The sequence below is a fragment of the Streptomyces sp. NBC_01016 genome (assembly GCF_026341035.1).
Classification (GTDB): Bacteria; Actinomycetota; Actinomycetes; order Streptomycetales; family Streptomycetaceae; genus Streptomyces.
On record NZ_JAPEOQ010000002.1, the window covers coordinates 703666 to 727829 of the forward strand.

The window sequence follows — 24164 nt, forward strand, 5'->3', positions numbered from 1 at the left end:
CCGAACGGGAAGTACCGGGCGGGTAAGCCGGGTTGGGCCACCGCCACCCGGAACGGTGAACCGGACGAAGGGCAGGTCGCGGAGGGGTTGTCCGGCGGTAGTTTGTTCCGGCGAGCCGAGGGTCCTTCTGACGGGTCGGGCTGGATGCGGGTGGCCGCACACGTTCGGTGTCGGCGAGCGGGGCCCGGTGCGTGCCGGACCCCGCGACTCCGGCAAGATCCGTCGGAAGGGCCCTAGGGGGGCCCGCGCCGCTCCGTTTCCCCCGAGGGGCCTGCTCGTGAACGACAAGGTTCAGAGACCTGGGGCCGACGTCGGATGCACCGTCCTGGTGGTCGACGACAGTGCCGCCAGTCGGTATGCGCTGGGCGCCGTCCTGAGCCGGGCGGGTCATGTCGTCGTCCCGGTCGGCTCCGCTGGCGAGGCCCTCGTCGAGCTCGACGTGCGGCTGCGCGCGGGGGAGTTGCCCGATGTGGCGCTCGTGGACGTGGGCCTTCCCGACCTCAGCGGGTTCGAGCTGTGCCGCAGGGTCAAGGCGCTGCCCTCGCTCGCCGGGATCCCCGTCGTGCACTTCTCCGCCCGCCCCTCCGCGCCCGCGGACCGCTGCCGGGCGCTCGACGCGGGCGGCGAGGCGTATCTGACGGTGCCCGCCGAACCGGAGGAGATCCGCGCCGTGGTGCGTGCCGCGATCCGCGGGGCCCGCGAACTCACCGACACCCAGGCCCAGTTCGACCACCTCACGATGCTCTCCCGGGTCGTCCGCGACGTGCAGGGAGCCCGCGACCTCGCCGAACTCGCCCGGACGGCGGCCGCCGCGACGGCCCGGCTCACCGGGGGCGACGCCGCCGTGTTCGTCCTCGGGGACCGCGGCGCGGTGCACACGGGCCTGTGCCGGAGCGCGGCGGCGCCCGCAGGGCCCGACGCCGCGGCGCGCGAGCGGGCCGTCGAGCTGGTGCGGCGGATCAGCTGCAGGCCCGGCGGCGTGCGCACCACGCTGCGGCCCGGGGCCGCGTGGCCGCAGGCGTACTTCGGGCCCGGCGGCGCCCGGCTCACCCTCTCCCGCACCCGCGACGGCCGGCTCCCCGTGTGTCTGGCCACGCCCGACTTCACCGACCCGGACGGCAGGACGGGGCCGCTCGTCGCCCAGCTCGCCCGCGCCATCGCGCTCGCCGCGGAACCCCTCGTCATGTACGAGCAGGAGCGGCATGTCGCCCACACGCTGCAACACAACTTCCTGCCCGCCGTGTTGCCCGCCTTCGCCGGCCTGGAGGTCGGCTTCCGCTACGAGCCCGCCTCCCAGGAGGCCGAGATGGGCGGCGACTTCTACGCGGCGCTGCCCACCCCCGAGGGCGTGCTCGTCGGCGTCGGCGACGTCGTGGGGCACTCGCTCGACGCGGCCACGGTGATGGTCGAGCTCCGGCACGCGCTGCGCGCCTACTGCCTGGAGGACCCGCACCCCGACCGCTTGGCGACCCGCCTCGACCGGTTGCTCCAGCACTACCACCCGCAGCTCACCGCCACGCTGTGCCTCGCCCTCGTCGACCCCGCGACGGGCCGTACGAGGGTGGCCAACGCGGGGCACATCCCGCCGCTGATCGTGCCGGTCGGCGGCGCGGCCCGGTACGCGGACGCGGCGGGGCCGTTGCTCGGGATCGGCCTGCCGCATCCCGAACCCACCGTGCTCGACCTCGCCCCCGGTGCCCGCCTCCTCATGGTCACCGACGGCCTCATCGAGACCCGCGGCATCGATCTGTCCGTGTCCCTGGAGGAACTGCGCCGCGCCGCCACGGGTGCGCCTGCCGCGCCCGATGACCTGTGCGATGCGCTTCTCGCGCAGTTCGGGCGTGACAGGGCGGACGACATCGCGCTGTTGGCGGTGCGGCGGGTTTCGGGGTGAGCGGGTGGCGGGGTGGCGGGGTGGCCGGGTGTTGGGCGGTGCGGCGCGCTTCGCGGTGACGGGTGGGGCGGGTGCCGGGTGCCGGGTGCCGGGTGTTCGGCGGTGTGGCGTGCTTCGCGGTGAGCGGGTGGCGGATGTCGGGTGGTGCGGTGCGCTCCGGGGCGACCGGCGGTGCGGCGTGCTCCGTGGTGTCCGGCGGTGCGGTGCGGTCCGCGGTGTCCGGGTGTCGGGGTGTTCGGTGGTGCGGCGTGCTTCGTGGTGTTCGGCGGTGCGGTCCGCGGTGTCCGGCGGTGCGTCCGCTGGGCGGGACGTGATTGTGCGGTCGGGCGCTTCCGGGTGAAGGTTGGCGCCGACACGCGTGTGCGCACGCACCACGACACCTCGGAGGGCCCCATGCCGCAGATCACCGTCGACCACTCCGCGGACCTCGACGACCGCCTCGACCGGGCCGGGCTCGCCGCGGCCGTGCACCAGGCGGCCGTCGACATCGTGGCTGCGCGCATCCCCGCGTGCAAGACGCGGTTCCGCGAGGTCGGGACCACGGTGGTCGGGGACGGTCCCGCTTCCCTCGTGCACGTGGAGATCGCGCTGTTGGCGGGGCGTACGGAGGAGGCGAAGACGGCGCTCGCCGAGGCGGTTCTGGCGGCGCTTCCGGCGCACGTCAAGGAGCCGGCGGGCGTGCATCTCTCTGCCGAGGTGCGGGACTTGGACCCGACGTACCGCTCGGCCGTCGCCGACTGACGCGGCAGTTCCCCCTACGCCACGGGGCTCCGCCCCGGCCCCCGCGCCTCAAGCGCCGGCGGGGCTGATGGTGCGGAACCGGCGTTACGGGCCCGGGGTCTTGGCTGGACCCCGCGCCTTGAGCGCCGGCGGGGCTGAATGCGCCGAACCGGCGTTACGGCCTCGGGGCTCCGCCCCGGACCCCGCGGGCTCCCGTCCAAGAGCGGGGCTGGAAATACCCACCCGCCGCGGGGGGTCGCATTGTCCCGCCCGCGGGCAATCGCCCGGCCCCCCCGCCCATCTCCCACCCACCCGCCCCCTCCGGGGGCGTCGGCCCGACGGGGTGCCGCACCACGCCTTGGGCGATCCGGCGCCGGCCACGGCTCCCCACCCGTTGCGGTCGACGCCGCCCCGCCTTGGGTAACGCCAACCCCGACTCCCCACCCGTTGCGGTCGACGCCGCCCGCCTTGGGTAACGCCCACCACGGCTCCCCCCACTGCGGTCGACCGCACGCGCCATGGGTAATCTGCCGCCCGGCACGGCCCCCACCCGTTGCGGTCGGCCGCCACCGCCTTGGGCAATCCGCCGCAAGCACGGCTCCCCACCGATTACGGTCGACGCCCGCCGACTTGGGGTAACGCCAACCCTGGCTCCCCACCCGTGACGGTCGACCGCACCCGCCTTGGGTAATCCGCCGCCCGGCACGGCCCCCACCTGTTGCGGTCGGCCGCCACCGCCTTGGGCAATCCGCCGCAGGCACGGCTCCGCACCCGCTGCGGTCGAGGCCGTCCCGCCCTGGGCAATCCGCCGCAGGCACAGCTCCCCACCCGTCGCGGCCGACACCGCCCCCGCCTTGGGCAATCTGCCGCCTGGGGCGGCAGGGTGGGCAAGGCGGCACCCGGTGCCGCGTACCTCTTACGACGGGCCCCGCCCTGGCAGAGCGACCCGGCCCCGGGCGGCCGAAGCCCCCGGAGGGGGCGGGCGGGTGGGAGATGACCGGGCACCGGCGCAGCCGGACAAGGACCGATGCCGCGCGCCGAGCGCAGGGGCGCCCACCCCGGCAATGCCCCAAGACCCGGTGCCGCGCACCCCTTGCGACGGGCCCCGCCCCGGCACAGCGCCCGGGCCCCGGGCGGCCGAAGCCCCCGGAGGGGGCGGGCGGGTGGGAGATGAGCGGGCACCGGCACAGCCGGAAAGGGACCGGTGCCGCGCGCTGAGCACAAGGGCGCACCCCGGCAAAGCCCCAAGACCCGGTGCCGCGCACCCAGGACGGGAGGCGTCGACTACGGCACGGTGAGACCCCGGTGCCGCGTAATGGTGGGGACGACGTCGACCACGGCACGGTCAGACCCCGGTGCCGCGCACCCAGGACAGGAGGCGTCGACCACGGCACGGTCAGACCCCGGTGCCGCGCACCCAGGACGGACGACGCCGACCACGGCACGGTCAGACCCCGATGCCGCGCCGCGATGAGGTTGGGGCTCAGCCCGCCGCCGCGGGGACCCCGGGGGACGGCGCCAGTGCCGCGAGGCGGGTGATGAGGGCCGCGAAGGGTCCGTCCACCGGCTCGTCCGCGAGGATGTGGCGGAGGAGGCCCGCCATCTCCTCGTCGTACGCCGCGCTCACCGCGGCCAGCGCCGCGAAGTCGTGGACGAGCTGGAGCTGAAGCTCCGCCCGGGGGATACGGCGCCCGTCCAACCAGATCAGCGCCGTCGACTCGGCGAGCGAGATCCAGGAGCGGACGACGAGTTCGAGGCGCGCGGAGGGCGCCGCCACCCGCAGATGCGCGAGGATCTGGACGTACGCCGCCTGCCGGACGGAGTCGATCAGCGCGTTCGTCGCCGACGCGGTGCTCATTGAGCAGGCTCCGCCCGCGGGGACGGCAGGACCACCCCGCATCAGCGCGGAGAACCCCGGCCCGTGCTCGTCCACGAAGTCGAAGTAGCGCCCCATCACGCGCAGCAGCCGCGCCCCGAGCGGCCCCTCCTGCGGCTCCTCGAACCGCTCGGCCAGATCCTGCGCCGCCCGCCTCAACGCGGCCTCGTACAGGCTGAGTTTGCCCGGGAAGTAGTGGTAGACCAGCGGCCGCGAAATGCCCGCGGCGGCCGCTATCTCGTCGATGGAGACCTCGTCGGGGGAGCGGTTGCTGAACAGTTCGAGTGCGACCCCGATCAACTGTTGCCGCCGCTCCTCGACTCCCATCCTGCGCCGCACCCCGGTAGTCATGCCGAACACTCTACCGAGCGATTCCGGCCTGCCAACCGCCCCCCGGTCACCGCCCCCGCCCTCCCGCACTAGAGGTCGAGAACCAGACGCTCGCCCCGGGCCCGCGAAACGCAGATCAGCATCGAGTCCGCGCGCTCGGCATCCGTGAGCAACTCGTCGCGATGCTCGATCTCCCCTTCCAGGACGCGCTGTTGGCACGTTCCGCAGAAGCCCTGCTCGCAGGAGTACGCGATCGCGGGCACCGCCGAGCGGATCGCCGCGAGCACCGTCGTGTCGGCGGAGACGTCCACCACTTTGCCGCTGCGCCGCAGCTCGACCTCGAACGGGCCGTTGCCCTCGGCCGAATTGCGTGGCGTGAACCGTTCGCTGTGCAGCGTGCAGTGCTCGGGGAGGGCGGCTTCCACCGCCGCCATCAGGCCCTCGGGTCCGCAGCAGTACACGGCCGTGCCGGGCGCGGTGTCCGCGAGCGCGGCGGCGAGGTCGGGCCGCCCGTCCTCGTCCTCCGCCACGACCGTGACCCGGCCCGCGACCTCGCCGCCCAGCTTCTCCACGTCCTCCACGAACGGCATCGAGGCCCGCGACCTGCCCCCGTACAGCAGCCTCCAGTCGGCGCCCCGCGCCGCGGCCTCCCGCAGCATCGGCAGGATCGGGGTGATGCCGATGCCGCCCGCGACGAACACGTACGCGGGCGCCTCCGCGTCGAGCGGGAAGCGGTTGCGCGGCCCGCGCACCTCGACCTCCATGCCGTCCCGCACCTGCTCGTGCACCTCGCTCGACCCGCCGCGCCCGCCCTCGTCCGCCGGGACGATCCGCGTGGCGACGGTGTACGACGACGTGTCCTCGGGATCGCCGCACAGCGAGTACTGCCGTACGAGCCCGGAGGGGAGCACGAGGTCGAGGTGTGCGCCCGGTCGCCATACGGGCAAGTCACGTCCCTCCAGGCGGAGTTGTACGACGCCCTCGGCGATCTCTTCGTGTCGCGTGACGAGCAGGTTCAGCGCGCGGGCCCGCGGCCGTCCCGACGTCGGCTCCTCCAGCGCGGGCAGCGGCCACAGGGGCGAGCGCTGCACGCGCCGCCGCATGGCCCGGCGCACGACGTACGCGGCTCCGGCGACGACCACGGCCTTGCGCAGCGTACGGCCGTTCATCGGGCGGCTCCCTGTCGTGCGGCCTCCCGGGCCTCGGCCGCGGTCGCGGCGGGTGACGAGGCGAGATAGGCGACGGCCTGCTCGGTGTCGCCCTCCTGGTCGGGGTGGTAACTCCGGCTCAAATAGCGGGGGATGGACCGCGCCATGGCCCCGGGCGTCGGCAGCACCCCCCGCTTGCCGCTGCGGTAGAAGTCCTTCCAGGTGGCCTTGCCGTCGAGCAGCGTCGGGTCGTTCTCCATGAAGAACCGCGCGCCGCGCTGCCACAGGAAGACGAGCGCGGTGAAGGCGGTGGCCCAGGTGCGCACCCGGCGCCGGTAGCTGCCGTCGAGGTGCTCGAACAGCTCGAAGGCCACCGCCCGGTGCTCGACCTCCTCCGCGCCGTGCCAGCGCAGCAGGTCCAGCATCGTGGGGTCGGCGCCGCGCCGGTCCAGCTCCTCGGCGTTCAGTACCCAGTTGCCGAGGAACGCCGTGTAGTGCTCGATCGCCGCGATCAGCGCGACCCGCTCCATCAGCCACCACTGCCGCGCCTTGCCAGGCGGCAGCGTCCGGTCGCCCAGCAACTTCTCGAAGAACCAGTCGACTTGGGCGGTGTACGGCGTCGGGTCGAGCCCCTGCTCCCGCAGATGCGGCAGCACCTCGTCGTGCGCCTGCGAGTGCATGGCCTCCTGGCCGATGAACCCGATGACGTCCTCACGCAGCCGCTCGTCCGTGATGTACGGCAGCACCTGCTTGTAGACGTGCACGAACCAGCGTTCGCCTGCCGGCAGCAGGAGGTGCAGGACGTTGATGGTGTGCGTGCTGAACGGGTCGTCCGGCAACCAGTGCAACGGGGTCCTGTCCCAGGCGAACGACACCTGGCGTGCCTTCAACGGGACGCGCGTATTAGACATGGCGTCAATGTACTGACGGGTAGGGCGAGTGGACACCCCTCGTGCGCGACTTTCTTTACGTGATCGTCAGCAAGCGACGCTGCCTCCGGGGCAGAGCCCCACGACGTGAGCTACCTCAAGGGCTGAACCTTGGCCCCCCGAGCCGTCCGCCCCGACAACGACACGTCCGCGCCCCGCGCAACCCGCACCGCCAGCATCCGCCCGGAGGCCGACCGCCCGGACGCGGACACCGAGTTCACCCCCGCACTGCCCGCGGCAACCAGGTACCACGCCCCCTCCCGCGACTTCCACCGCACACCCGCAAGCACCTGCGGATCACGCGACCCGCACGCGGGTGACGACTGCGACTTCGCCGCGACGACCGCCGCGTCCGCCCCCGGCGCCCGGAACAGCGCGAGGGTGCGCGGCCCGCCGCCCCGCCACGTGTCGGCCCGCGTGCACCACCACTCGGCCGTCCCGTTCGACTCCGGCAGGGCCTGGCGCGCGTACGCCCAGGAGTTGACCGAGCGCACCCCGTGCGAGCGCGCCGCCGCGAGCGAGCACGCGGTCGTCGCCCAGTCCGCGGGCCGCGCCTCGCGGGGCTCGGCGGGGCTGCCGGACGTGAGGTGCGCGGGGACGAGCTCGCCGAGGTCGGTGGTGAGCCGGGTGCCGGTCGAGTCGGTGAGTGCGAGCGCGTTCCACGACGTGCAGGACGTCGCGAGCGCCGGGCTCGGGAACGGCGCCGTCACGCCGTCCTTCGTACGCGACAGGGCCCGCGCCCCCGCGGACGGCTTCAGGAGGTCGCGGGTGGCGGCCCCGGCCACCCAAGGGGCGGTCAGATAGCGGACGTTGCCGTCGGCCCGGTCCATCACCACGGCGCTCGACTGCGCGTCCGCCGCCCCGTCGACCCGCGCGAAGTCGAGCGCGGCGCCGCTCGTGCCGTTCTTCGGCTCGGCGTAGCGCACGATGCGCAACCCGTCGTAGAACAGCACCACACGGGCCTGGTCGAGCTCGCCCGCGTACAGCAGCTGCGGCGGTCCGGGCGGTGCGCCCGCCGGGGTGCCCGGTGTCGCCGAGACCTTCACGGAGCCGCCGGGCCGCGCCCACACGGCGAGCGCCCGGCGCAGCAGCTCCTTGTCCCCGGTGAGCGAGCCGCGCGCGGGCCACACCGAGAAGTCGGTGCGGGCCGACGTCTTCCACGTGTCCGGCGCGACCTTGTGCAGCTTGGCCGGGTTCAGGGCCGCCTGGCCCGCCGGGTTCTTCGCGTACGGCGGGGCCGCCGCGCCGTCCGGGGCCCAGCCCTCGCCCGGCAGCCCGAGCAGCGCCCCGCACACGAGGGTCGCCGCGACCGCCGCGATCGCCGCCTTCAGGTGCTGGCGGCGCCGCATCAGATCGGTGGGCCGCGCGTGCAGGGAGCACGGGTCGAACTCGGGGGACTCCAGGAGCTCCGTGCAGAACCCGGCGTCGGCCGCGAGGCCGCGCGCCTCGGCGAGGGCCGCGGCAGCGTCCTCCTGCGTGCAACCCGCCTCGGTGAGGACCGCGCGGACGGCGGCGTCGTCGAGACGCTCCAGGCCGCGCAGCACATACGCCGCGCGGGCGGGGCCGCTCAGCGCGGAAAGCTGCTGATCCAGGGCGAGTTCATCGGCGCCGCCCGACTTCGGGAACAGCCTGAGACCCCACACCTGCGGCAGCAGCGGCGGCAGTTGCGCCCGCTTGGGCCAGGCCGTGCGCCGCAGCGGCAGCCCGGCCTCAAGGGCGCTGCGCAGCACCTTCAGGCGTACGTAGGCGAAGCCGGGGTCGCCGGTGCGGCCCGCGGAGTCGCGCTGGGCCGGGATCGGCGCGGGCGCGTCCGCGGTGCGGCCGCGGGGGAGGGCCCGCTGGACGACCGAGTGGGCGGTCAGCACGCGGCGGTTGCGGCCGAGGCCCGGCGGCAGCACGAGGTAGGCGAGCCGTACCAGTCGTGGGTAGTGCTCGACCAGGGCGGCCTCGGCCTGCTCGACGTCGATGACGGCGGCCGGCGCTGCGGACGGGGGCGTTGATTGCTGCTGCACCTTTGACTGCACGTTCAGCTGAACGAGCGAATCGTGGGATGGTCACAGCCGTCACTCCCTGCACGGGCCTATTCGGACACGACCAGCGCCTTCGCGTAGTTCGCCATCGACCGCTGGTATCGGGGCAGATGGGGCGCCAGCGCGCCGAGCACCAGGGCGAGGCCCTCCCTGTCGCGGCCGAGACTCGACAGGCACAGGGCCAGGCACGCCCGCACCGCGTCGTCCAACTCGTCGCCAGGAGCGGTCAATTCCGGTTCGAGCAGCGCGACGCCCTCCTCCGGACGCCCCATGTTCCGCAGTGAGCTGGCCAGTTGAATCCTCGTACGGCGGCCCCGGTAGCCGCTCAGGCCGAGGCGCAGCGCCTCCTGGTACAGCGGGACCGCCTTGTCGGAGTGGCCGGTCGAGTCGAAGGCCGAGGCCCGCTCGAACGGGGCGACGGGACTGTCGGCCGGCAGCTCCGCGACGAGCCCGTCGATGAGCGCGCGGAACTCGCCCGCGCCGGCCTCGTCGTAGGTGTCGATCGTCGCCCACGCGGCCGCGATCCGCTCTTCCCAGTCACTGCTCTCGGTGCTCACCGGGGCACTCTCACACAGCGGCGCCCCGGTGTCACCGGAGTTACGTGGATCGGATCAGCTCAGCTTCCACCCGCTGAACTCCACCGTGCCCCGCGTCCCGTTCCCGCCGTTCGTCGCGCTCATGAACATGCCCACGTCCTGCGTGGCCGCGGGCTTCGGCGCCGGCACGGTCGCGACCGTCCGCCACGTGGCGCCGTCGTCCGTCGAGCACTCCCCGGTGTACGAGTCGCCCGCCCGGGACAGCCGCAGCAGCACCGGCGCCTTGATCCCGGTGATCCGCTTGTACGTGTCGAGGGTGCCGTCCCCGTTGCTGTCGTAGGAGAGGACTACGCCGTTGGCGGGCGTGACCGACAGGTTCGCGAAGCCCAAGGCCCCCGAGCCGCCGATCGAGTTGCTCACCATGATCCCGGCGCGCGCCCACGGGCCCGTCACCTCTTGCGTGTCCACCCGCACCACGGCCGACGAACCGTCCCTGAACGCGTTCGCGCGGTACAGCGCGCCGAACTCCGCGGTGCCCTTCCACAGGTCGGCGCCGCCGCCGTCGATCGCGAACCGCTCGTCGAGCTGCCCGAAGACCGCCGCGTTGTTGCTGTACGTACGCCAGATGTCGGCCGGCGGCCCGGCCTCGAACAGCGTGCCCTTGTGGACGTGGGTGACCCGCTTCTCGCCGGCCGGACCGTACTGGACCTCGATCGTGTACGGGAGCGGGCGCAGCGGCTTGTCGAGCGGGGTGCCGGGCGCGCTCGCCTGCCAGGTCACCGTGCCCTCTCCGGCCGGTGCCACGCCTGGCAGGGATGTGGAGCCCGTGGGTTCGGCGTCGATGCCCTTGAGCTCGAAGTCGACGCGGCCCGTCGCACGCAGCCCGTTGACATTGCGGAACGTGGCCACCACGCGCGCGTGCCCGCCCGGCGGGAAGGCGGACGGCTCGGCGGCGACCGTCACGGAGCCCTGGTACGGGGCGCGCGCGAGGACGTCACGGACCTGCGACGCCGTCCGGTACGGATCTCCGTACGCCCGCAGCGGATAGTCCTTGCGCTCGCGCGTCCACGGCTCCTCGAACGCGAACCAGTCGACCTTCGCGGGCTCCCGGCCCGCGGCCAGCGCGTCGGACAGCTCGTCGAGCCACTTCTGCCAGCGCGGCAGATAGAAGTCGGCGATCAGGCCCTGCCAGTCGCGGTTGGCGTACTCGTGGAGATTGCCCGGATCGGACGTGGCCCGGTCGCCCCACACCGTGATCAGCGCCTTCGCGCAGCGCTCGAACTCGGCGCGCTCGGCGTCGTTCGTGGCGAGGTTGCGGGCGTCCTGGACCCAAGGGCCGAGCAGGAACGCCGAGTTGGTGCCCGTCACGTGGTCCGAGAGCCGCATCAGCTTCAGCCACAGCGTCGACAGCGCCTTGAAGGTGGCGCGGTCCTTGTCCGCGTACGCCGCCTTCAGCTGCGGCAGGAGCTGGCGGCTGCGGTGCGCGAGGGCCTGCCGCGTCACGTCCACCAGGTCGTACTTGTAGGCCGCGCTGCCCCGCAACTTCCCGCCCACACCGAGGAGTCCGGCGAGCGCCGCGTCGAAGCGGCCCGGGTCGTAGGTGAGGGCGCGTGGCGCGAAGTAGGAGGCGCGGTCGGCCGAGAGGTCGGGACGGGCCGCGAAGAGCGATTCGTGCGGGTCCGAGCGCTCGACCGCCTTGTGCTGGTACGCCGTGTCGTGGAGTGCCTGCCAGGCGGCGCGGGCGCTCTTGTCGCGGCGCCCGTAGCGGAAGTCGGCGTACGAGGCGAACCAGTCCGCCCGGTCCAACTTCCCGTCCATCCAGGCGAGTTCGGACCACAGCTCGAACGCCGCCGGGTCCCGGTCGGTGCCCTCCGGCATGTACGCCGTACCGGCCAGCGCGCTGTTCGCCTTGTCGCGCCACGCGAAGAACTTCTGCTCCCAGATGTGCGCGCGGGCCCCGATCGTCGTACGGCCACCGAAGTTGGGGATCGTGCCGAACGTGTACGGGGTGCCGCCCCAGTCCTTCTCGCGGTCCGTGACGGAGGTGAACCGGTCGGACACCCCGTCCACGATCAGCATCTTCTTCTTGTCGATCGCGTCGATCAGCTCGGGCAGCGGGTTCGCCTCCCACCCGAGGATCACCCACGTCGCCCCCGGCCGGTTCTTCTGGAGCGCCGCCTCGACACCGCGCGCCGCGTCCGGGACCGGCACATCACCCGCCGTGCCGCCCTCGTGCAGCAGGTCCATCTTGAAGGCGCCGATCTCACCGAACAGGTCCTTCTGGTGCCCGTAGAACGACTCCGCCACCTGGGCGAAGGACGCGGTGCGCGGGTCGAGCCAGTCGGGGCGCTCGAAGCCGTGCCACACCCCTTGAGGCACGACGTGCGCGTCCCCGCCGTTGCGCGCCACGAACTCCTTCGGCACGTGCCCGTAGTAGCCGGGCATCACCGGTCTCATGCCGAGCGCGCGCAGCCGGTCGACGATTCTTCGCCCCAACTCGGCCCGCCGCTCGATGAGTTCGGGCGAGAGCGGACCACCGTACGAGGAGAGGTTCTGCAGCAGCCACCACGGCTGGTGGGACGGGGCGGGCAGCCAGGACCGCGCCTCCTCGTCGCTGTAGCCGAAGTCCTTCAGGACGCGGTGGTAGACGGCCTCCATGCCCGCGATGACCAGCACCTCGTTGCAGCCGTGCAGCGCGAGGATGTCGATCTCGCGCTCCCAGTACGACCAGTCGGCGAAGGGTGCCGTATAGCCGTCGTTGGTGTCGTTGAGCGCGAAGCGGTGGGGGAGCGGGGTGCTGCGCTCCAGCGTTTTCGAGGGGGCCGGGAGGCGGTCCGGCAGGTCGAGCTGGGAGCCGTTCCAGGCGATGTGCGCCCCGCACTCGTACTTCAGAAAACAGTGGACCCCGGCGAGCAGCGTCGCCGGGGTCGTCGCGTACACCGTGATGCGGCCCTGCGTCCCGGTCACCCGGAAACGGTCCTCCGTGCCGCTCGCGGCCATCAGTCTGAGACGGAACTGGTCCGCGTGGTGCGGCAGTTGACGGTTGAGTGTCGCGCGCGCCTCAGCCGTATCAAGAACGGGCACCTTCCCCGCGGCAGTCGGCCGCGGAGCCGCCTGGGCGGCCGGGGCACCGGCCCCCAGGGCCGTGCCGAGGCCGATGGCGGCCGTCGTGCCGAGAACAGTGCGTCGCGATGGTGCGGACATACGTGTACCCCCCTTGCGTCGCGGTTGGTGCGGCGCACGGTAGCAACGGAACGTACGGGACAGGAGAACGCAATGAGGAAGATGCTGGTGGCGGCGGCCGTACTGCTCGCGGCCGCGACCGGATGCGGCGCGGGCGGCTCCGACGGGGCCCCGAAGGGCGACACGCCGAAGATCCCCCGTACGGCCTCCGGAAGCCTGGAACACCTGGCGAAGGAGGCGGGCTGCCGCCCCGACATCCAGACCGACGCGGCCGACATCCGGCAGGCCAACTGCGGTGCGGGAGGCGGCCGTTACATCCTCGCCACCTTCACCACCGACAAGGGCCAGGCCCAGTGGTTCGACCAGGCCAACGACTACGGCGGCGTCTACCTCGTCGGACCCAAGTGGATCGCGGTCGGCGGCGCCGCACAGCTCACGAAGCTGCGCGGCCGGCTCGGCGGGACCCTGGAGAAGCCCGCCTCGCACCACACGGGGAGTAGTGGTGGTGGGGGTCACGAGGCGGGGTAGCTCTCCGGGTACGAGGGTCGCCGCTGAACCGGCCGCGCAGCGGCCGGGGTGGGGCGATCGCTCAGGTGCAGCGATCGCCCTTGTTGATGCAGTCCACGACCTTCTGCATGGTCGCGTCGTCGAAGACGTTGATGAAGTCGTCATGATCCGTGATCGGCTTGTGCAGCTGCTCGGGGAAGCCGTCCACGGCGAACGGGTTCTTCACCTGTCCGTTCTCGATGGTCGGCGTCTGCACGTCGTACACCAGGCGCATCTTCAGCTGCGGGATGGCCTTGAAATTCTGCGGGCAGTTGCCGGCCTGGTCGGCGAATGCCACGTGAGTGCGATGGTTGGCACTGTCGATGTTCTGCCCGTCCCAGCAGCTCTGGAACGCGAAGCTGCGCACCACCTTGCTGCCGTCGGGGCACAGCGGGTACTTGTCCGTCAGCTGGCGGTCCTCGAAGCCGGTGCAGCTCCAGTGCGCGTTCGCGTTCGCCGTTCCGTTGGTGAACGCCTTGGCGTCACCGGTGATGATGCGCAGGAACTTCGGCATCGCGACGACGTCGCTCTGCGGGCTCCCGGCGAACTTGATGCTCGCCTTCTGGGCCTGGAGGACCTTGCCGACGTTGCCTTCCTTGCCGCCGCCGTCCTTGTCGGCGTCGAAGTCCTCCGTGCCGTCCTGAAGGCGCAGCACCGGCCAGTAGTACGTCGACTTGTCGCCCTGGTTCTGGCAGGTGGTGTCGGCGTTCGCCAGGTCGTCGTTGCTGGAGAAGGCGTCGTTGTCCTGGTTGCCCACGTAGTCGTGCAGGTGGTGTGCGCCGTTGGTCACGCCGGGCGCCACGATGATGTTGTCGGTGTTGAACTTCTTGTTGTCGTTCACGCCGCAGCGGGTCGTGAAGGTGCCGGTGGAGGCGTTGTCGCCGTTCTGGGGCTTCTGGACGTTGGGCTGGACTTTGGTGATGTCGGCGAAGTCGGCGGCCAAGGGGCCGTTGCCGGCCTGTCCGCCGTTGCCCTGCTGTTGGTCGTCGCCTCCCTGGTCACCTCCGGCCTGGTCACCGCCGCCCTGGTCCGAGCCGTCGCCCTGCCCGTCCGGGGGCTGCTGTTCGCCCTCCTGGGGCTGGGCCGTGCACTCGGCCATGTCGTTCATGCCGTCGGGGGCCTGTCCGCCGCGGCGCTCCATCTCCAGGCGGATGCGCTCGAGGATGGCGCCCCGGTTCTTCTTCAGCGGTTCCATGATGCTGTTCTGTACGAACCGCGGGTCCCGCGCGGCCGCGTCCCGCGTCGTGGAGAGCCGCTTGTAGGCCTGCGTGATCTGGGTGTCCAGGGTGGCGAGTTCACCGTCGACCTTGTCGCGGGCGCCGCCCGGTACGTCGGACAGCTGTGCGCCGACGTCCGGACAGTCGATGGTGGCCACTTGTTGCGTCTGCTGTGTCTGTTGCGTCCCGCTGCCCGCGTCCTGCCCGTCGGCCGAGTTCTCGTGGGCCGACGCGTACACGTTGACCGCGACCAGCCCACCTCCGCCCAGGAGCAGTGCGGCCGACGCGATGGTCATGCGCGTCGCCAGCGTTGAGCGCCGTTTCCGTGAGGTGCGTCCCATGGGACTACGTACGCAACGGGGGCCGACCCTGTTCAATCGGCCCCCGGAATTCACCTCAACTGCCGGTGGGTGGCGTGTACTTGTAGCCGACGCGGCGCACCGTACGGATGGTGTCCCGGTGCTCGGCACCCAGCTTCCGGCGCAGCCGGGCGACGTGGACGTCGACGGTGCGGCCGTCGCCCACATGCCCGTATCCCCACACGGTGTGGACGAGGGTGTCGCGGGTGTGCACGCGGTGCGGGTGCCCGACGAGATGGGCGAGCAGCTCGAACTCCAGGTAGGTGAGGTCGAGTTGGCGGCCCGCGACGTGCACCGTGCGGCAGGCGGTGTCGACGGAGATGAGCGGGTCGGTCAGCAGGGCAGAAGCCATGGTCAACTCTTTTCGCGCGAGAGGACGTCGGGGAGCGGGACGTACGTCATGCGCGCGGGCCGAAGGCCGGGGCGGCCGGGGCAACGGCTTTAGAGGGCCCGCGCGTTCCTCACGCGGCGACACACACGGTCGAAGTCGTGGTGCTGGCGGGACGGCCAGAACGGCTCGAGGTCGTGCCGACGACCCCACGAGCTGCTGTTCCGGTAAAGACTGGCCATGCCCTCATTGAAACAGATGCGTCACGCGAACGAGAGGGCGCCCACACAATGTGGACACCCTCCCGAAGCGGATGGCCGGATTCGGACCCGGCCGGCGCCGTCAGACCTGGCCGGCCTTGTCGAGCGCGGTGCAGCAGGTGTCGACGAGCAGCCGCGTCACGACGTACGGGTCGACGTTGGCGTTCGGGCGGCGGTCCTCGATGTAGCCCTTGCGGTCCCGCTCGACCTGCCAGGGGATGCGGACCGAGGCGCCGCGGTCGGAGACGCCGTACTTGTACTCGTCCCACGGGGCGGTCTCGTGCAGACCGGTGAGGCGGTCGTCGATGCCGGCGCCGTAGTTCTTCACGTGGTCGAGTGGCTTGGAGCCCTCGCCGAGCGATTCGCACGCGGTGATGATCGCGTCGTAGCCCTCGCGCATCGCCTTCGTGGAGAAGTTGGTGTGCGCACCCGCGCCGTTCCAGTCGCCCTTGACCGGCTTGGGGTCGAGGGTCGCGGAGACGTTGAAGTCCTCGGCGGTGCGGTAGAGCAGCCAGCGGGCGATCCACAGCTCGTCGGAGACCTGGAGCGGACCCACGGGGCCGACCTGGAACTCCCACTGGCCGGGCATGACCTCGGCGTTGATGCCGGAGATGGCGAGACCGGCGTCCAGGCAGTGCTCGAGGTGCTTCTCGACGATGTCACGGCCGAAGATCTCGTCCGCGCCGACGCCGCAGTAGTAGCCGCCCTGCGCGGCGGGGAAGCCGCCGACCGGGAAGCCGAGCGGGCGGTCGCCCTCGAAGAAGGTGTACTCCTGCTCGATGCCGAAGATCGGCTCCTGCGAGCCGAACTTCTCCTCGACCTCGGCGAGTGCGGCACGCGTGTTGGAGTAGTGCGGCGTCATGTCGATGTTCAGGACCTCGCACATGACGAGGATGTCGTCGCCGCCGCGGATCGGGTCCGGGTACTGGGCGACGGGGCGGAGCACGAGGTCGGAGGCGTGGCCCTCGGCCTGGTTGGTGGAGGAGCCGTCGAAGCCCCAGACCGGAAGCGTGTCCAGGCCCTGCGGCTGACCCCCGATTATCTTGGTCTTCGAACGGAGCTTGGCCGTCGGCTGGGTGCCGTCGATCCAGATGTACTCAGCCTTGAAGGTCACGGGGCCACTTCCTCATTCACGCGGGTCTCGAACTGCCGGGAACTCTGTCACCAGGGGGTTTCTCGGCCGTTGCTCGTTTGTGAACCCCGTGTTACCTGAGCGGTGCGGGGCGGGAAGTGGCCCGGGGCCCTGTATGCGATGTGCCGCCTGCGGTGGGTGGGGCTAGCGCCGCGTCATCGCCTCGCGCACCGACTCCTCGCTGCGGCCCACGACCGCCGTGCCGTCCTCGGCCGTGATGATCGGGCGCTGGATCAGCTTCGGGTGGGCGGCGAGCGCCTCGATCCACTGCTCACGGCTGTCCGCGTCGCGCGCCCAGCCCTTCAGGCCGACCTCCTTCGCGTCGGCCTCCTGGGTGCGGGTGATGTCCCACGGCTCGAGGCCGAGCCGGCCGAGCACGGCGCGGATCTCGTCGGGCGTCGGCACGTCCTCCAGGTAGCGGCGCACCGTGTAGTCGGCGCCCTCCGCGTCGAGCAGGGTGAGCGCGCTGCGGCACTTCGAGCAGGCCGGGTTGATCCAGATCTCCATGGGGTCAACGGTACGCGAGTGAAGCCGTGCGTCGACCCTCAACTGGGCTCTGGCCAGCGGCTTTTGTCAGTGGTCGGCGGTAGAATAGAAGCAGTGTTCGAGGGCTACGGGGGCTCTCGGACGTTCGCGACAGGAGGATGCCTGTGCCCGCTGCCGCCGCTCCGCTGCTGTTCGATCTGCCGTACACACCACTCGCGAAGAGGCCGCTCCCCGCGGGGCGCCCCCGCGACTGGTACATCACCCACAACCGCCGCCTGAAGGCCATGCGCCTGGCGATAGCCCTGCTCGACTCCGGCGTCTACCTCCCCAACCAGGCCCACAACCGCAGGATCCGCGCCACGGCCGAACACGTCGGCATCCACCCGCCATCGGACACGACGTGCCACATGGTGCGGGCGCTGATGCGTTACAGCCGGTGACCCTTTTTAGCCCCGCAGGGGGCACCTCCCAGCGTTAGCTGGGGGAGATTGAGGCGCGGGGTTCGGGGCAGAGCCCCGCGACCTCGGCCTCGTCGCCGCCTGCGCTCACATCGACGCCAACTCCTTCTCCAACGGCGTACGAAACCGCGGCGTGACCCGCGTCCCACCCAGCCACGACGCGAGGCGCGCCGCCTCCGCGGCAACCGCCTGTTCAGCGGCCCGCCCACCCGACGCATCCAACAACCGCCACACCACTTCGCCACCCGCACCCTGCCCCCACCCACCCACGATCCGCCCGCCCCACCACACCGTGGGCCCGATGTTCCCGCTGCCGTCGAAGAGCGCGGGGCGCAGCTCCGGTGGGCAGTACCAGTCGCGCTCCTGCCACCCCATCGACGTAGGGTCGAGGCCCGGCAGCAGCGCCGCCCAAGGCTCCAAGTCACCATCAGGAGCGTCTACTTGGTCCGCCAGCACGTACCCCGTGCCACCGCCGTCCAGGGACACCGTCACCGCCCCCACCGCGGCCAGCGCCTTACGTACATCGGTGACCTTCCACCCCGTCCACCACTTGAGGTCCCCCTCCGTGGCGGGCCCGCACACCCCCAGCCACAGCCGGAGCAGCTCCGCCTGCGCCTCGGCGACCGGCAGCTCCGGATGCGGCGGCGCGACCGCCCACCGGAACTGCGTCGAGGTCCACGAGCCGAGCGGCCGGCCCCGTACGACCCGCCCCTCCACCCCGAGCACCCGCATGAGCCGCGACGACACGGTCTGCTCGGCCTCGTAGCTCTTGCCCCTGCCGTACGTGAACTGCTCCCTCAACCGCGGCTCGTCCGCCGCGAGTTCGGTCACCGTCGCCTCCCCGCGCCGCTCGAGCGCGGCCAGCGCCGACGCCTCCACCTCCGCCAGCCACTCGGGCGTGAGGCGCCCGTCGCTGCCGCCCGCGATGTCCTTGAGCAGTCCGGCCCGCGCCTTCGCCGCCACCGCGAGCCCGGTCGACGCGTGCACCGTCGCCGCCAGCTCCGCCGGGAACGTGAACACCGTGTGCCGCATCCCGTGCATCCGCACCAGGCTGCGGTCCTCGTACAGCGCCCGCTCGACGTCGGCGACCGTCCCGGAAGGCTCCGCGAGCCGCGCCCCCACCGCCAGATACACGGTCGCCGGATCCGTGCCGTGCAGCGCCACGAGCGAGCGCGCGATGTCCTCGGCGCGGTCCGCACGCGCCGAGGGGGCGAGGCGGTGCGCGCGGGCGAGCCGCACGCGCCGCTCGTCGTCACCGATGTGCCGCACGGTCCCTGTGCTCTTCGTGTTCATGCGGCACATCCTGCCTGCCGCGGTGCCGCGAAGGTCACCTGTTTGCCCCCCTTGGCATGCGCCCCGACCCTGCCCCAACGTTGACTGAGGCAACCTGCAGTGGTGGTCGAGCGGAGGAGTCGGCGATGGCGGACGTACGACGAGGCGCACGAGGCTCACGAGGCGTACGGGCGGTGGGCGCGGCCCTGTGCGTGGCGGCCCTGACCGTGGCCGCGGCCGGCTGCTCCGACGACGGCGATGGCCCTTCCAGCGCCGCGTCGAAGGCCGCCTCCGCCGCCTCCTCGGCCGCGTCCAGGGGTGCGGACGTGGTGGCGTCGGCGACCGCGGAGGCGCAGCAGAAGTTCAACGACTTCAAGGACGGCGTCGACGCCAAGGGCGACGTGAAGCTCGGCGACGTGAAATCCGACGGCGACCGCACCACGGTCCCGGTCACCGTCAGCAACGGCGCGTCGGACACCAAGTCGTACGTCGTCCAGGTCGGCTTCAGGAACGGCGACGACAAGCTGGTGGACACCGTCGTGCTCAACGTGAACGATGTGCAGGGCGGCGACTCCAAGGACGCGACCGCCCGCAGCACCCACTCCCTCGACGGTGACATCACCGCCGAGGTCTCCCGCGCCCTGCGTCATTGACCGAAGGGGCGCCCGCCATGAGCAGCCCCGCCGAACGCGCCGACCAGGGCAGACGGGCCCGCAAGCACAGCCCCCGCTCCTCGCACGGCCCGTGGATCCCGTCCGCCGACCGCCCCGACCCCGTCGTCACCCTGGAACGGCAGGGCGCCGACCGGCTCCGCGACCTGCTGCCCATCCGCTACGGGCGGATGGCGGCGAGCCCGTTCGCCTTCCTGCGCGGCGCCGCCGCCGTGATGACCGACGACCTCGCGGCGACACCCCACACGGGCCTCACCGTCCAACTCTGCGGCGACGCCCACCTGTTGAACTTCGGCCTGTTCGCCGCGCCGGACCGCGCCCTGCTCTTCGACCTCAACGACTTCGACGAGACGTACCCGGGCCCCTTCGAATGGGACGTCAAACGCCTCGCCGCCTCCATAGCCGTCGCCGCCCGCGACAACGGCCACTCCGACAAGCACGCCCACCTCGCCGCCCTCGGCTCCGTCACCGCGTACCGCACCAATATGCGCCGCCTGGCCCCGCTCGGTGAGCTCGCCGTCTGGTACGAGCGCATCGACGCCCATGCGCTGCTCCCGCTCATCCGCTCCGGACGCCACCGCCGCCGCGCCGAGCACACCCTCGCCCAGGCCACCCGCCGTACCAGCCTGCACGCCCTCGGCAAGCTCACCGAGACCACCCCCGAAGGCCGCCGCCGCATCGCGTACGACCCGCCGCTCCTCGAGCCGGCCGGGGTCTCCGACGCCGCGGCCGTCCGCAAAATGTTCGGCGACTACCGCTCCACGCTCGCCGAGGAACGCCGCAGGCTGCTCGACCGCTACCGCTTCGTCGACGCGGCCCGCAAGGTCGTCGGCGTCGGCAGCGTCGGCACCCGCTGCTTCATCGTGCTGCTCGCCGGACGCGACGCGGACGACCCGCTGTTCCTCCAGATCAAGGAGGCCACCCGGTCCGTCATCGAGGACCACATCCCGAACCACGGCCCGTACATCCATCCAGGCCACCGCGTCGTGTCGGGACAGCGCCTCCTCCAGGCGGCGGGCGACATCTTCCTCGGCTGGATGACGGGACCGCAGGGCCGCTCCTTCTACTGGCGTCAACTGCGCGACATGAAGGGCTCCGCCGACGTCAACGTCATGCCGCCCGACGAACTCCTCGCCTACGCCCGGCTGTGCGGCGCCGCCCTCGCCCGGGCGCACGCCCGCTCCGGAGACCGCGTCGCCCTCGCGGCCTACCTCGGCGGCAAGGACGTCTTCGACCGTGCGGTCGCCGCGTTCGCGATGCATTACGCCGAGCAGACCGACCGGGACCACGCGGTGCTGCGGTCCGCGATTTCGGCGGGAGTGTTGACGGCGGCGCCCGGCGCCTGACGGCCGCCCGCCCCCCCCCGTATCCGTAGCCGCAGGCCCGTCGGGAGTTTAGGGTCAATACTGTGCCGTCACCGATCAGTGCCGACCGTACCCACGACAGCTTCAACATCGTCGCAGTTGCCGCGTCCGCGGGTGGCATCCATGCCCTTGTCACCGTTCTCGGCGGGCTCGGGGCCGACCTGCCCGTGCCGGTCCTCGTCGTCCAGCACATGGACCCGCACCACCGCACCGTGCTCGCGGAGATCCTCGACCGCCGCACCGGCCTGCACGTCAAACTCGCCGAAGAGGGCGAGCAGGCTCGGCCCGGCACCGTCCACATCGCGCCGCCCAACCGTCACCTCCTCGTGGACCGGGACGGCACCCTCGGCCTCTCCCTGGGGGACCGGGTGCACTTCCTGCGGCCGTCCGCCGACCCGCTCTTCGAATCCGTCGCCGACGCCTACGGGGCCCGTGCCGTCGCCGTCGTCCTGAGCGGCACGGGCAACGACGGCGCCAAGGGCGTGGACGCCGTGAAGGCGCGGGGCGGTACCGTGATCGCGCAGGACCCGGAGACCGCGGAGTTCAGGGGCATGCCGGAGGCGGCGGTGGGTACGGGGGCGGCGGACTTCGTGCTACCTCTGGAGGAAATCTCCGCGGCGATCCGCGGACTCGTCGACATCAAGAGGCAGTAGGTAGGACGGACCATGAGCGAGGCGCCGCGCGACGCGGAGACCGACGAGGAACTGGAGGAACTGCTCCGGTTCCTGCGGGACGCCCGCGGCTTCGACTTCACCGGATACAAGCGCACTTCCCTGGGGCGCCGCATCCGCAAGCGGATGAGCGACGTGGGCATCGACTCGTACGCCGACTACCGCGACCAGTTGGAGACGAACGCCGACGAGTTCAGCGCCCTCTTCAACACCATCCTGATCAACGTCACGTCCATCTTCCGGGACGCGGACGCCTGGACGTATCTGCAGCACGAGGTGGTCCCCGAGCTCCTGGCCCAGCTCGGCCCGGAGGAGGAGATCCGGGTGTGGAGCGCGGGCTGCTCCAGCGGCGAGGAGGCGTACTCCCTCGCGATCATGTTCGCGGAGGCGCTCGGCCTTGAGGAGGCCCTCAACCGCGTCAAGATCTACGGTACGGACGTCGACGACGAGGCGCTGCGCGACGCCCGCTCGGGCCTCTACCCGGCCAAGTCCCTGGAGTCGCTCAGCGCCGAACTGCGCGAGAGGTACTTCGAGCAGAACGGCTCGCAGTTCAGCTTCCGCTCCGATCTGCGCCGCCGTGTCATCTTCGGCCGCCACGACATCACCCGTGACGCCCCCATCTCCCGCCTCGACCTGCTGGTCTGCCGCAACGCCCTGATGTATTTCAACGTCGAGGCGCAGACGCAGATCGTCGACCGGTTCCACTTCGCGCTGCGCGAGGGCGGCTTCCTCTTCCTCGGCAAGGCCGAGATGCTGCTCAACGACGCGGACCGGTTCGACGTCATCAGCATGCGCCAGCGCATCTTCCGCCGCCGCCCGGGCGGAGCGACGACGACCTACCAGCCGGCCCCGGTGAAGCTGCGCGGCAGCCAGCCCGGGGAGACGCAGAGCCTGGCCCGCAACCGCCAGCTGCGCGACCTGGTCCTCGACGCCTCGCCCGGCGCCGCCCTCGCCGTGGACCCCGAGGGCATCGTCGTCCTCATCAACAACCACGCGCGCGTGCAGTTCGCCCTCACCACGAACGACATCGGCCGCCCCTTCCGGGACCTCGAGATCTCCTACCGGCCCGTCGAGCTGCGTTCACTGATCGACCAGGCCACGCACGAGCGCCGCACGCTGCGGGTCAACGGGGCGCAGCGCCGGGTCGGCGAGGACGTCCAGTACTTCGACATCGTCGTCCAGCCGCTGATCGGCGTCGGGGGAGTACCGGCGGCCACCCACATCTCGTTCACCGACGTGACCGTGGCCACCCAGCTCAAGGCCGAGGTCAAGCGCGTACGTGAGGACCTGGAGACGGCCTACGAGGAACTCCAGTCCACGAACGAGGAGTTGGAGACGACCAACGAGGAGCTCCAGTCCTCCATCGAGGAGCTGGAGACGACCAACGAGGAACTCCAGTCCACGAACGAGGAGTTGGAGACCACCAACGAGGAACTCCAGTCCGGCAACGAGGAACTGGAGACGATGAACGAGGAAATGCGGATCCGCAGCGACGAGCTCGACGAGACCCGCGCCTTCCTGGAAGGGGTCCTCACCTCCATCGCGGCCGCCATCGTCGTCCTCGACAAGAGCCTCAGGGTCAAGAGCTGGAACCGGGGCGCGAGCGACCTGTGGGGGCTGCGCCAGGACGAGGCGGTGGAAGAGCCCTTCTTCGACCTCGACTTCGGGCTGCCCACCCGGCCGCTGCGGGAGGCCGTGGAGGAGTGCATCAGGACCAGCAGCCGCGGCGAGCCGGTGATGATCGCCGCCGTGAACCGCCTCGGCCGCAGCATCAACTGCACCGTGAACTGCAGCCCGTTCGGCGGGCACCACGGCGGCGTCGTGCTGCTGATGGAGGAGGACGGCCGGAGCAACGGAGCCTCCTGATCCGTTCCCTGGGCGTACGCTGAGGGCATGACCCTCGGGGGGAGCTCGGCGGAACAGGCGGCAGCCGTTTGGCAGCGAGCGGCCCGCGCTTGTGAACGCGCCGACCGCGAGCTGAGCCTTGCCCGCAGGTATGCGAACTTGGCCGAGGAGAGCGGCGGCGACCTCCATGCCCGCCTGGCGCACATCCACCGGACGAGCGCGAGGCGGCACGAGGTGGCCGCGGAGCTCCTGGAATCCCATGCCCGACGTGCCGCCAGCTGGGCGGCCACGGGAGGGCGGCCCCCGCTGTTCATGACGGGGGTCGCGGAGGCCTGCGGGACCGAGAGTGCCGCGATCACCCTCGTCGACCTCGAGCGGAACCAGATCGCGACCGCCTCGTCGGACGGCCCCTCGCGCGCCGCGCAGGACCTGGAGTACATCCTCGGCGAGGGGCCGGCGCGTGATGCGGTGCAAGGCCGCTGCGCGGTCGTCGCCTCGGGGGACGTGCTGACGGACCGCTGGCCAGGGTACGGTCCCGCGGCCGAGGGGCTCGGAATCGGCCATGTCCTCGCCGTTCCCCTGCGGTCCGCCGACAGCTGCATCGGCGCTCTGGCCGCCTTCGGTGTGCGCGCGGACGCCACGTCCACCGCGACCATCACACAGGTCGCAGATTCTCTGACCCGCAACGTTTTCCTGGGCGCGGATGCGGTACCCGGCCTGTTCGGAGGAATCGACTACCGCGCCGAGGTCCACCAGGCCGCGGGCATGGTGGCCGTCCAGCTCGGCTGTCGCATACCGGACGCGCTGGAACTGGTCAAAGCACGCGCCTTCGGGGACAGTCGTCCCATCGGCGACGTCGCTCAGGATATCGTCCAGGGACGACTCCAACTCGGCTGAGAGGTCTCCACC

At 71.9% G+C, this 24164-nt stretch carries 20 protein-coding genes; 9 read left to right on the top strand and 11 right to left on the bottom strand.

Annotation, left to right across the window (positions count from 1 at the left end; translation table 11 throughout):
- Positions 1 to 277 precede the first annotated feature (277 nt).
- Both OG746_RS29920 and OG746_RS29925 read left to right on the top strand, forming a co-directional pair.
- The gene (locus OG746_RS29920; RefSeq protein WP_266720324.1) at positions 278 to 1894 is read left to right on the top strand and encodes a fused response regulator/phosphatase; all 1617 of its coding nucleotides are present in this window, start codon (positions 278 to 280) and stop codon (positions 1892 to 1894) included.
- 393 nt (positions 1895 to 2287) lie between these two features.
- Entirely contained in the window at positions 2288 to 2635 is a 348-nt protein-coding gene (locus OG746_RS29925) for a 5-carboxymethyl-2-hydroxymuconate Delta-isomerase (RefSeq protein ID WP_266720326.1), read from the top strand.
- A 1462-nt stretch (positions 2636 to 4097) separates the two neighbouring features.
- Here the strand turns inward: OG746_RS29925 and OG746_RS29930 are convergent.
- The 6 genes from OG746_RS29930 to OG746_RS29955 all read right to left on the bottom strand — a co-directional run bounded on the left by OG746_RS29930 (position 4098) and on the right by OG746_RS29955 (position 12667).
- The gene (locus OG746_RS29930) at positions 4098 to 4841 is read right to left on the bottom strand and encodes a TetR/AcrR family transcriptional regulator (RefSeq protein ID WP_266720328.1); all 744 of its coding nucleotides are present in this window, start codon (positions 4839 to 4841) and stop codon (positions 4098 to 4100) included.
- A gap of 68 nt (positions 4842 to 4909) precedes the next feature.
- Positions 4910 to 5989, bottom strand: coding sequence for a PDR/VanB family oxidoreductase (locus OG746_RS29935; RefSeq protein ID WP_266720330.1), 1080 nt, complete (start codon positions 5987 to 5989; stop codon positions 4910 to 4912).
- On the bottom strand, positions 5986 to 6879 hold the full coding sequence (locus tag OG746_RS29940) for a metal-dependent hydrolase (protein WP_266720332.1): 894 nt from the start codon (positions 6877 to 6879) through the stop codon (positions 5986 to 5988). The genes OG746_RS29935 and OG746_RS29940 overlap by 4 nt, the downstream gene beginning before the upstream one ends.
- Positions 6880 to 6989: 110 nt before the next feature.
- The gene (locus tag OG746_RS29945) at positions 6990 to 8909 is read right to left on the bottom strand and encodes a hypothetical protein (protein ID WP_266720334.1); all 1920 of its coding nucleotides are present in this window, start codon (positions 8907 to 8909) and stop codon (positions 6990 to 6992) included.
- Positions 8910 to 8977: 68 nt separating this feature from the next.
- Positions 8978 to 9484 carry a tetratricopeptide repeat protein gene (locus OG746_RS29950; RefSeq protein ID WP_266720336.1) on the bottom strand — a complete coding sequence of 169 codons (507 nt, stop codon included), beginning with the start codon at positions 9482 to 9484 and terminating at the stop codon, positions 8978 to 8980.
- Between the two features lie 54 nt (positions 9485 to 9538).
- Positions 9539 to 12667 (bottom strand): alpha-N-acetylglucosaminidase, encoded by a 3129-nt coding sequence (locus tag OG746_RS29955; protein ID WP_266720338.1) that lies wholly within the window; start codon positions 12665 to 12667, stop codon positions 9539 to 9541.
- A 72-nt stretch (positions 12668 to 12739) separates the two neighbouring features.
- Here OG746_RS29955 and OG746_RS29960 point away from each other — a divergent pair, with 72 nt between their 5' ends.
- A complete protein-coding gene (locus OG746_RS29960) occupies positions 12740 to 13174 on the top strand; it encodes a hypothetical protein (RefSeq protein WP_266720340.1) in 435 nt (144 codons plus the stop codon).
- 61 nt (positions 13175 to 13235) lie between these two features.
- Here the strand turns inward: OG746_RS29960 and OG746_RS29965 are convergent, their stop codons facing one another.
- The 4 genes from OG746_RS29965 to OG746_RS29980 all read right to left on the bottom strand — a co-directional run bounded on the left by OG746_RS29965 (position 13236) and on the right by OG746_RS29980 (position 16995).
- The gene (locus tag OG746_RS29965) at positions 13236 to 14750 is read right to left on the bottom strand and encodes a DUF1996 domain-containing protein (protein ID WP_266720342.1); all 1515 of its coding nucleotides are present in this window, start codon (positions 14748 to 14750) and stop codon (positions 13236 to 13238) included.
- A 55-nt stretch (positions 14751 to 14805) separates the two neighbouring features.
- Positions 14806 to 15309 carry a winged helix-turn-helix domain-containing protein gene (locus tag OG746_RS45665; protein ID WP_443063072.1) on the bottom strand — a complete coding sequence of 168 codons (504 nt, stop codon included), beginning with the start codon at positions 15307 to 15309 and terminating at the stop codon, positions 14806 to 14808.
- A 129-nt stretch (positions 15310 to 15438) separates the two neighbouring features.
- Positions 15439 to 16470 carry a glutamine synthetase gene (gene glnII / locus OG746_RS29975; protein WP_266720344.1) on the bottom strand — a complete coding sequence of 344 codons (1032 nt, stop codon included), beginning with the start codon at positions 16468 to 16470 and terminating at the stop codon, positions 15439 to 15441.
- Positions 16471 to 16632: 162 nt separating this feature from the next.
- Positions 16633 to 16995 (bottom strand): arsenate reductase family protein, encoded by a 363-nt coding sequence (locus OG746_RS29980; protein ID WP_266720346.1) that lies wholly within the window; start codon positions 16993 to 16995, stop codon positions 16633 to 16635.
- A 137-nt stretch (positions 16996 to 17132) separates the two neighbouring features.
- On the opposite strand from OG746_RS29980, the gene OG746_RS29985 reads away from it, so the two are divergent.
- A complete protein-coding gene (locus OG746_RS29985) occupies positions 17133 to 17414 on the top strand; it encodes a hypothetical protein (protein WP_524540495.1) in 282 nt (93 codons plus the stop codon).
- A gap of 105 nt (positions 17415 to 17519) precedes the next feature.
- Here the strand turns inward: OG746_RS29985 and OG746_RS29990 are convergent, their stop codons facing one another.
- Positions 17520 to 18734: a DNA glycosylase AlkZ-like family protein gene (locus OG746_RS29990; protein WP_524540496.1), complete on the bottom strand. Its 1215-nt coding sequence runs from the start codon at positions 18732 to 18734 to the stop codon at positions 17520 to 17522.
- A gap of 116 nt (positions 18735 to 18850) precedes the next feature.
- Between OG746_RS29990 and OG746_RS29995 the strand changes: the two genes are divergently transcribed.
- The 5 genes from OG746_RS29995 to OG746_RS30015 all read left to right on the top strand — a co-directional run bounded on the left by OG746_RS29995 (position 18851) and on the right by OG746_RS30015 (position 24152).
- A complete protein-coding gene (locus OG746_RS29995; RefSeq protein WP_266720352.1) occupies positions 18851 to 19357 on the top strand; it encodes a hypothetical protein in 507 nt (168 codons plus the stop codon).
- Between the two features lie 17 nt (positions 19358 to 19374).
- Positions 19375 to 20721 carry a DUF2252 domain-containing protein gene (locus tag OG746_RS30000; RefSeq protein WP_266720354.1) on the top strand — a complete coding sequence of 449 codons (1347 nt, stop codon included), beginning with the start codon at positions 19375 to 19377 and terminating at the stop codon, positions 20719 to 20721.
- A 62-nt stretch (positions 20722 to 20783) separates the two neighbouring features.
- The gene (locus OG746_RS30005; RefSeq protein WP_266720356.1) at positions 20784 to 21392 is read left to right on the top strand and encodes a chemotaxis protein CheB; all 609 of its coding nucleotides are present in this window, start codon (positions 20784 to 20786) and stop codon (positions 21390 to 21392) included.
- 12 nt (positions 21393 to 21404) lie between these two features.
- A complete protein-coding gene (locus tag OG746_RS30010) occupies positions 21405 to 23276 on the top strand; it encodes a CheR family methyltransferase (RefSeq protein ID WP_266720358.1) in 1872 nt (623 codons plus the stop codon).
- A gap of 27 nt (positions 23277 to 23303) precedes the next feature.
- Positions 23304 to 24152: a GAF and ANTAR domain-containing protein gene (locus OG746_RS30015; protein ID WP_266720360.1), complete on the top strand. Its 849-nt coding sequence runs from the start codon at positions 23304 to 23306 to the stop codon at positions 24150 to 24152.
- Positions 24153 to 24164 lie beyond the last annotated feature (12 nt).

Coding starts and splice junctions, on each gene's coding strand:
- OG746_RS29930 (WP_266720328.1), bottom strand. CDS start 4,841: ATGACTACCGGGGTGCGGCGCAGGATGGGAGTCGAGGAGCGGCGGCAA.
- OG746_RS29985 (WP_524540495.1), top strand. CDS start 17,133: ATGCCTGTGCCCGCTGCCGCCGCTCCGCTGCTGTTCGATCTGCCGTAC.
- OG746_RS29980 (WP_266720346.1), bottom strand. CDS start 16,995: ATGGAGATCTGGATCAACCCGGCCTGCTCGAAGTGCCGCAGCGCGCTC.
- OG746_RS30015 (WP_266720360.1), top strand. CDS start 23,304: ATGACCCTCGGGGGGAGCTCGGCGGAACAGGCGGCAGCCGTTTGGCAG.
- OG746_RS29990 (WP_524540496.1), bottom strand. CDS start 18,734: ATGTGCCGCATGAACACGAAGAGCACAGGGACCGTGCGGCACATCGGT.
- OG746_RS29925 (WP_266720326.1), top strand. CDS start 2,288: ATGCCGCAGATCACCGTCGACCACTCCGCGGACCTCGACGACCGCCTC.
- OG746_RS30000 (WP_266720354.1), top strand. CDS start 19,375: ATGAGCAGCCCCGCCGAACGCGCCGACCAGGGCAGACGGGCCCGCAAG.
- OG746_RS30010 (WP_266720358.1), top strand. CDS start 21,405: ATGAGCGAGGCGCCGCGCGACGCGGAGACCGACGAGGAACTGGAGGAA.
- OG746_RS29935 (WP_266720330.1), bottom strand. CDS start 5,989: ATGAACGGCCGTACGCTGCGCAAGGCCGTGGTCGTCGCCGGAGCCGCG.
- OG746_RS29960 (WP_266720340.1), top strand. CDS start 12,740: ATGAGGAAGATGCTGGTGGCGGCGGCCGTACTGCTCGCGGCCGCGACC.
- OG746_RS29940 (WP_266720332.1), bottom strand. CDS start 6,879: ATGTCTAATACGCGCGTCCCGTTGAAGGCACGCCAGGTGTCGTTCGCC.
- OG746_RS29995 (WP_266720352.1), top strand. CDS start 18,851: ATGGCGGACGTACGACGAGGCGCACGAGGCTCACGAGGCGTACGGGCG.
- OG746_RS29965 (WP_266720342.1), bottom strand. CDS start 14,750: ATGGGACGCACCTCACGGAAACGGCGCTCAACGCTGGCGACGCGCATG.
- OG746_RS29955 (WP_266720338.1), bottom strand. CDS start 12,667: ATGTCCGCACCATCGCGACGCACTGTTCTCGGCACGACGGCCGCCATC.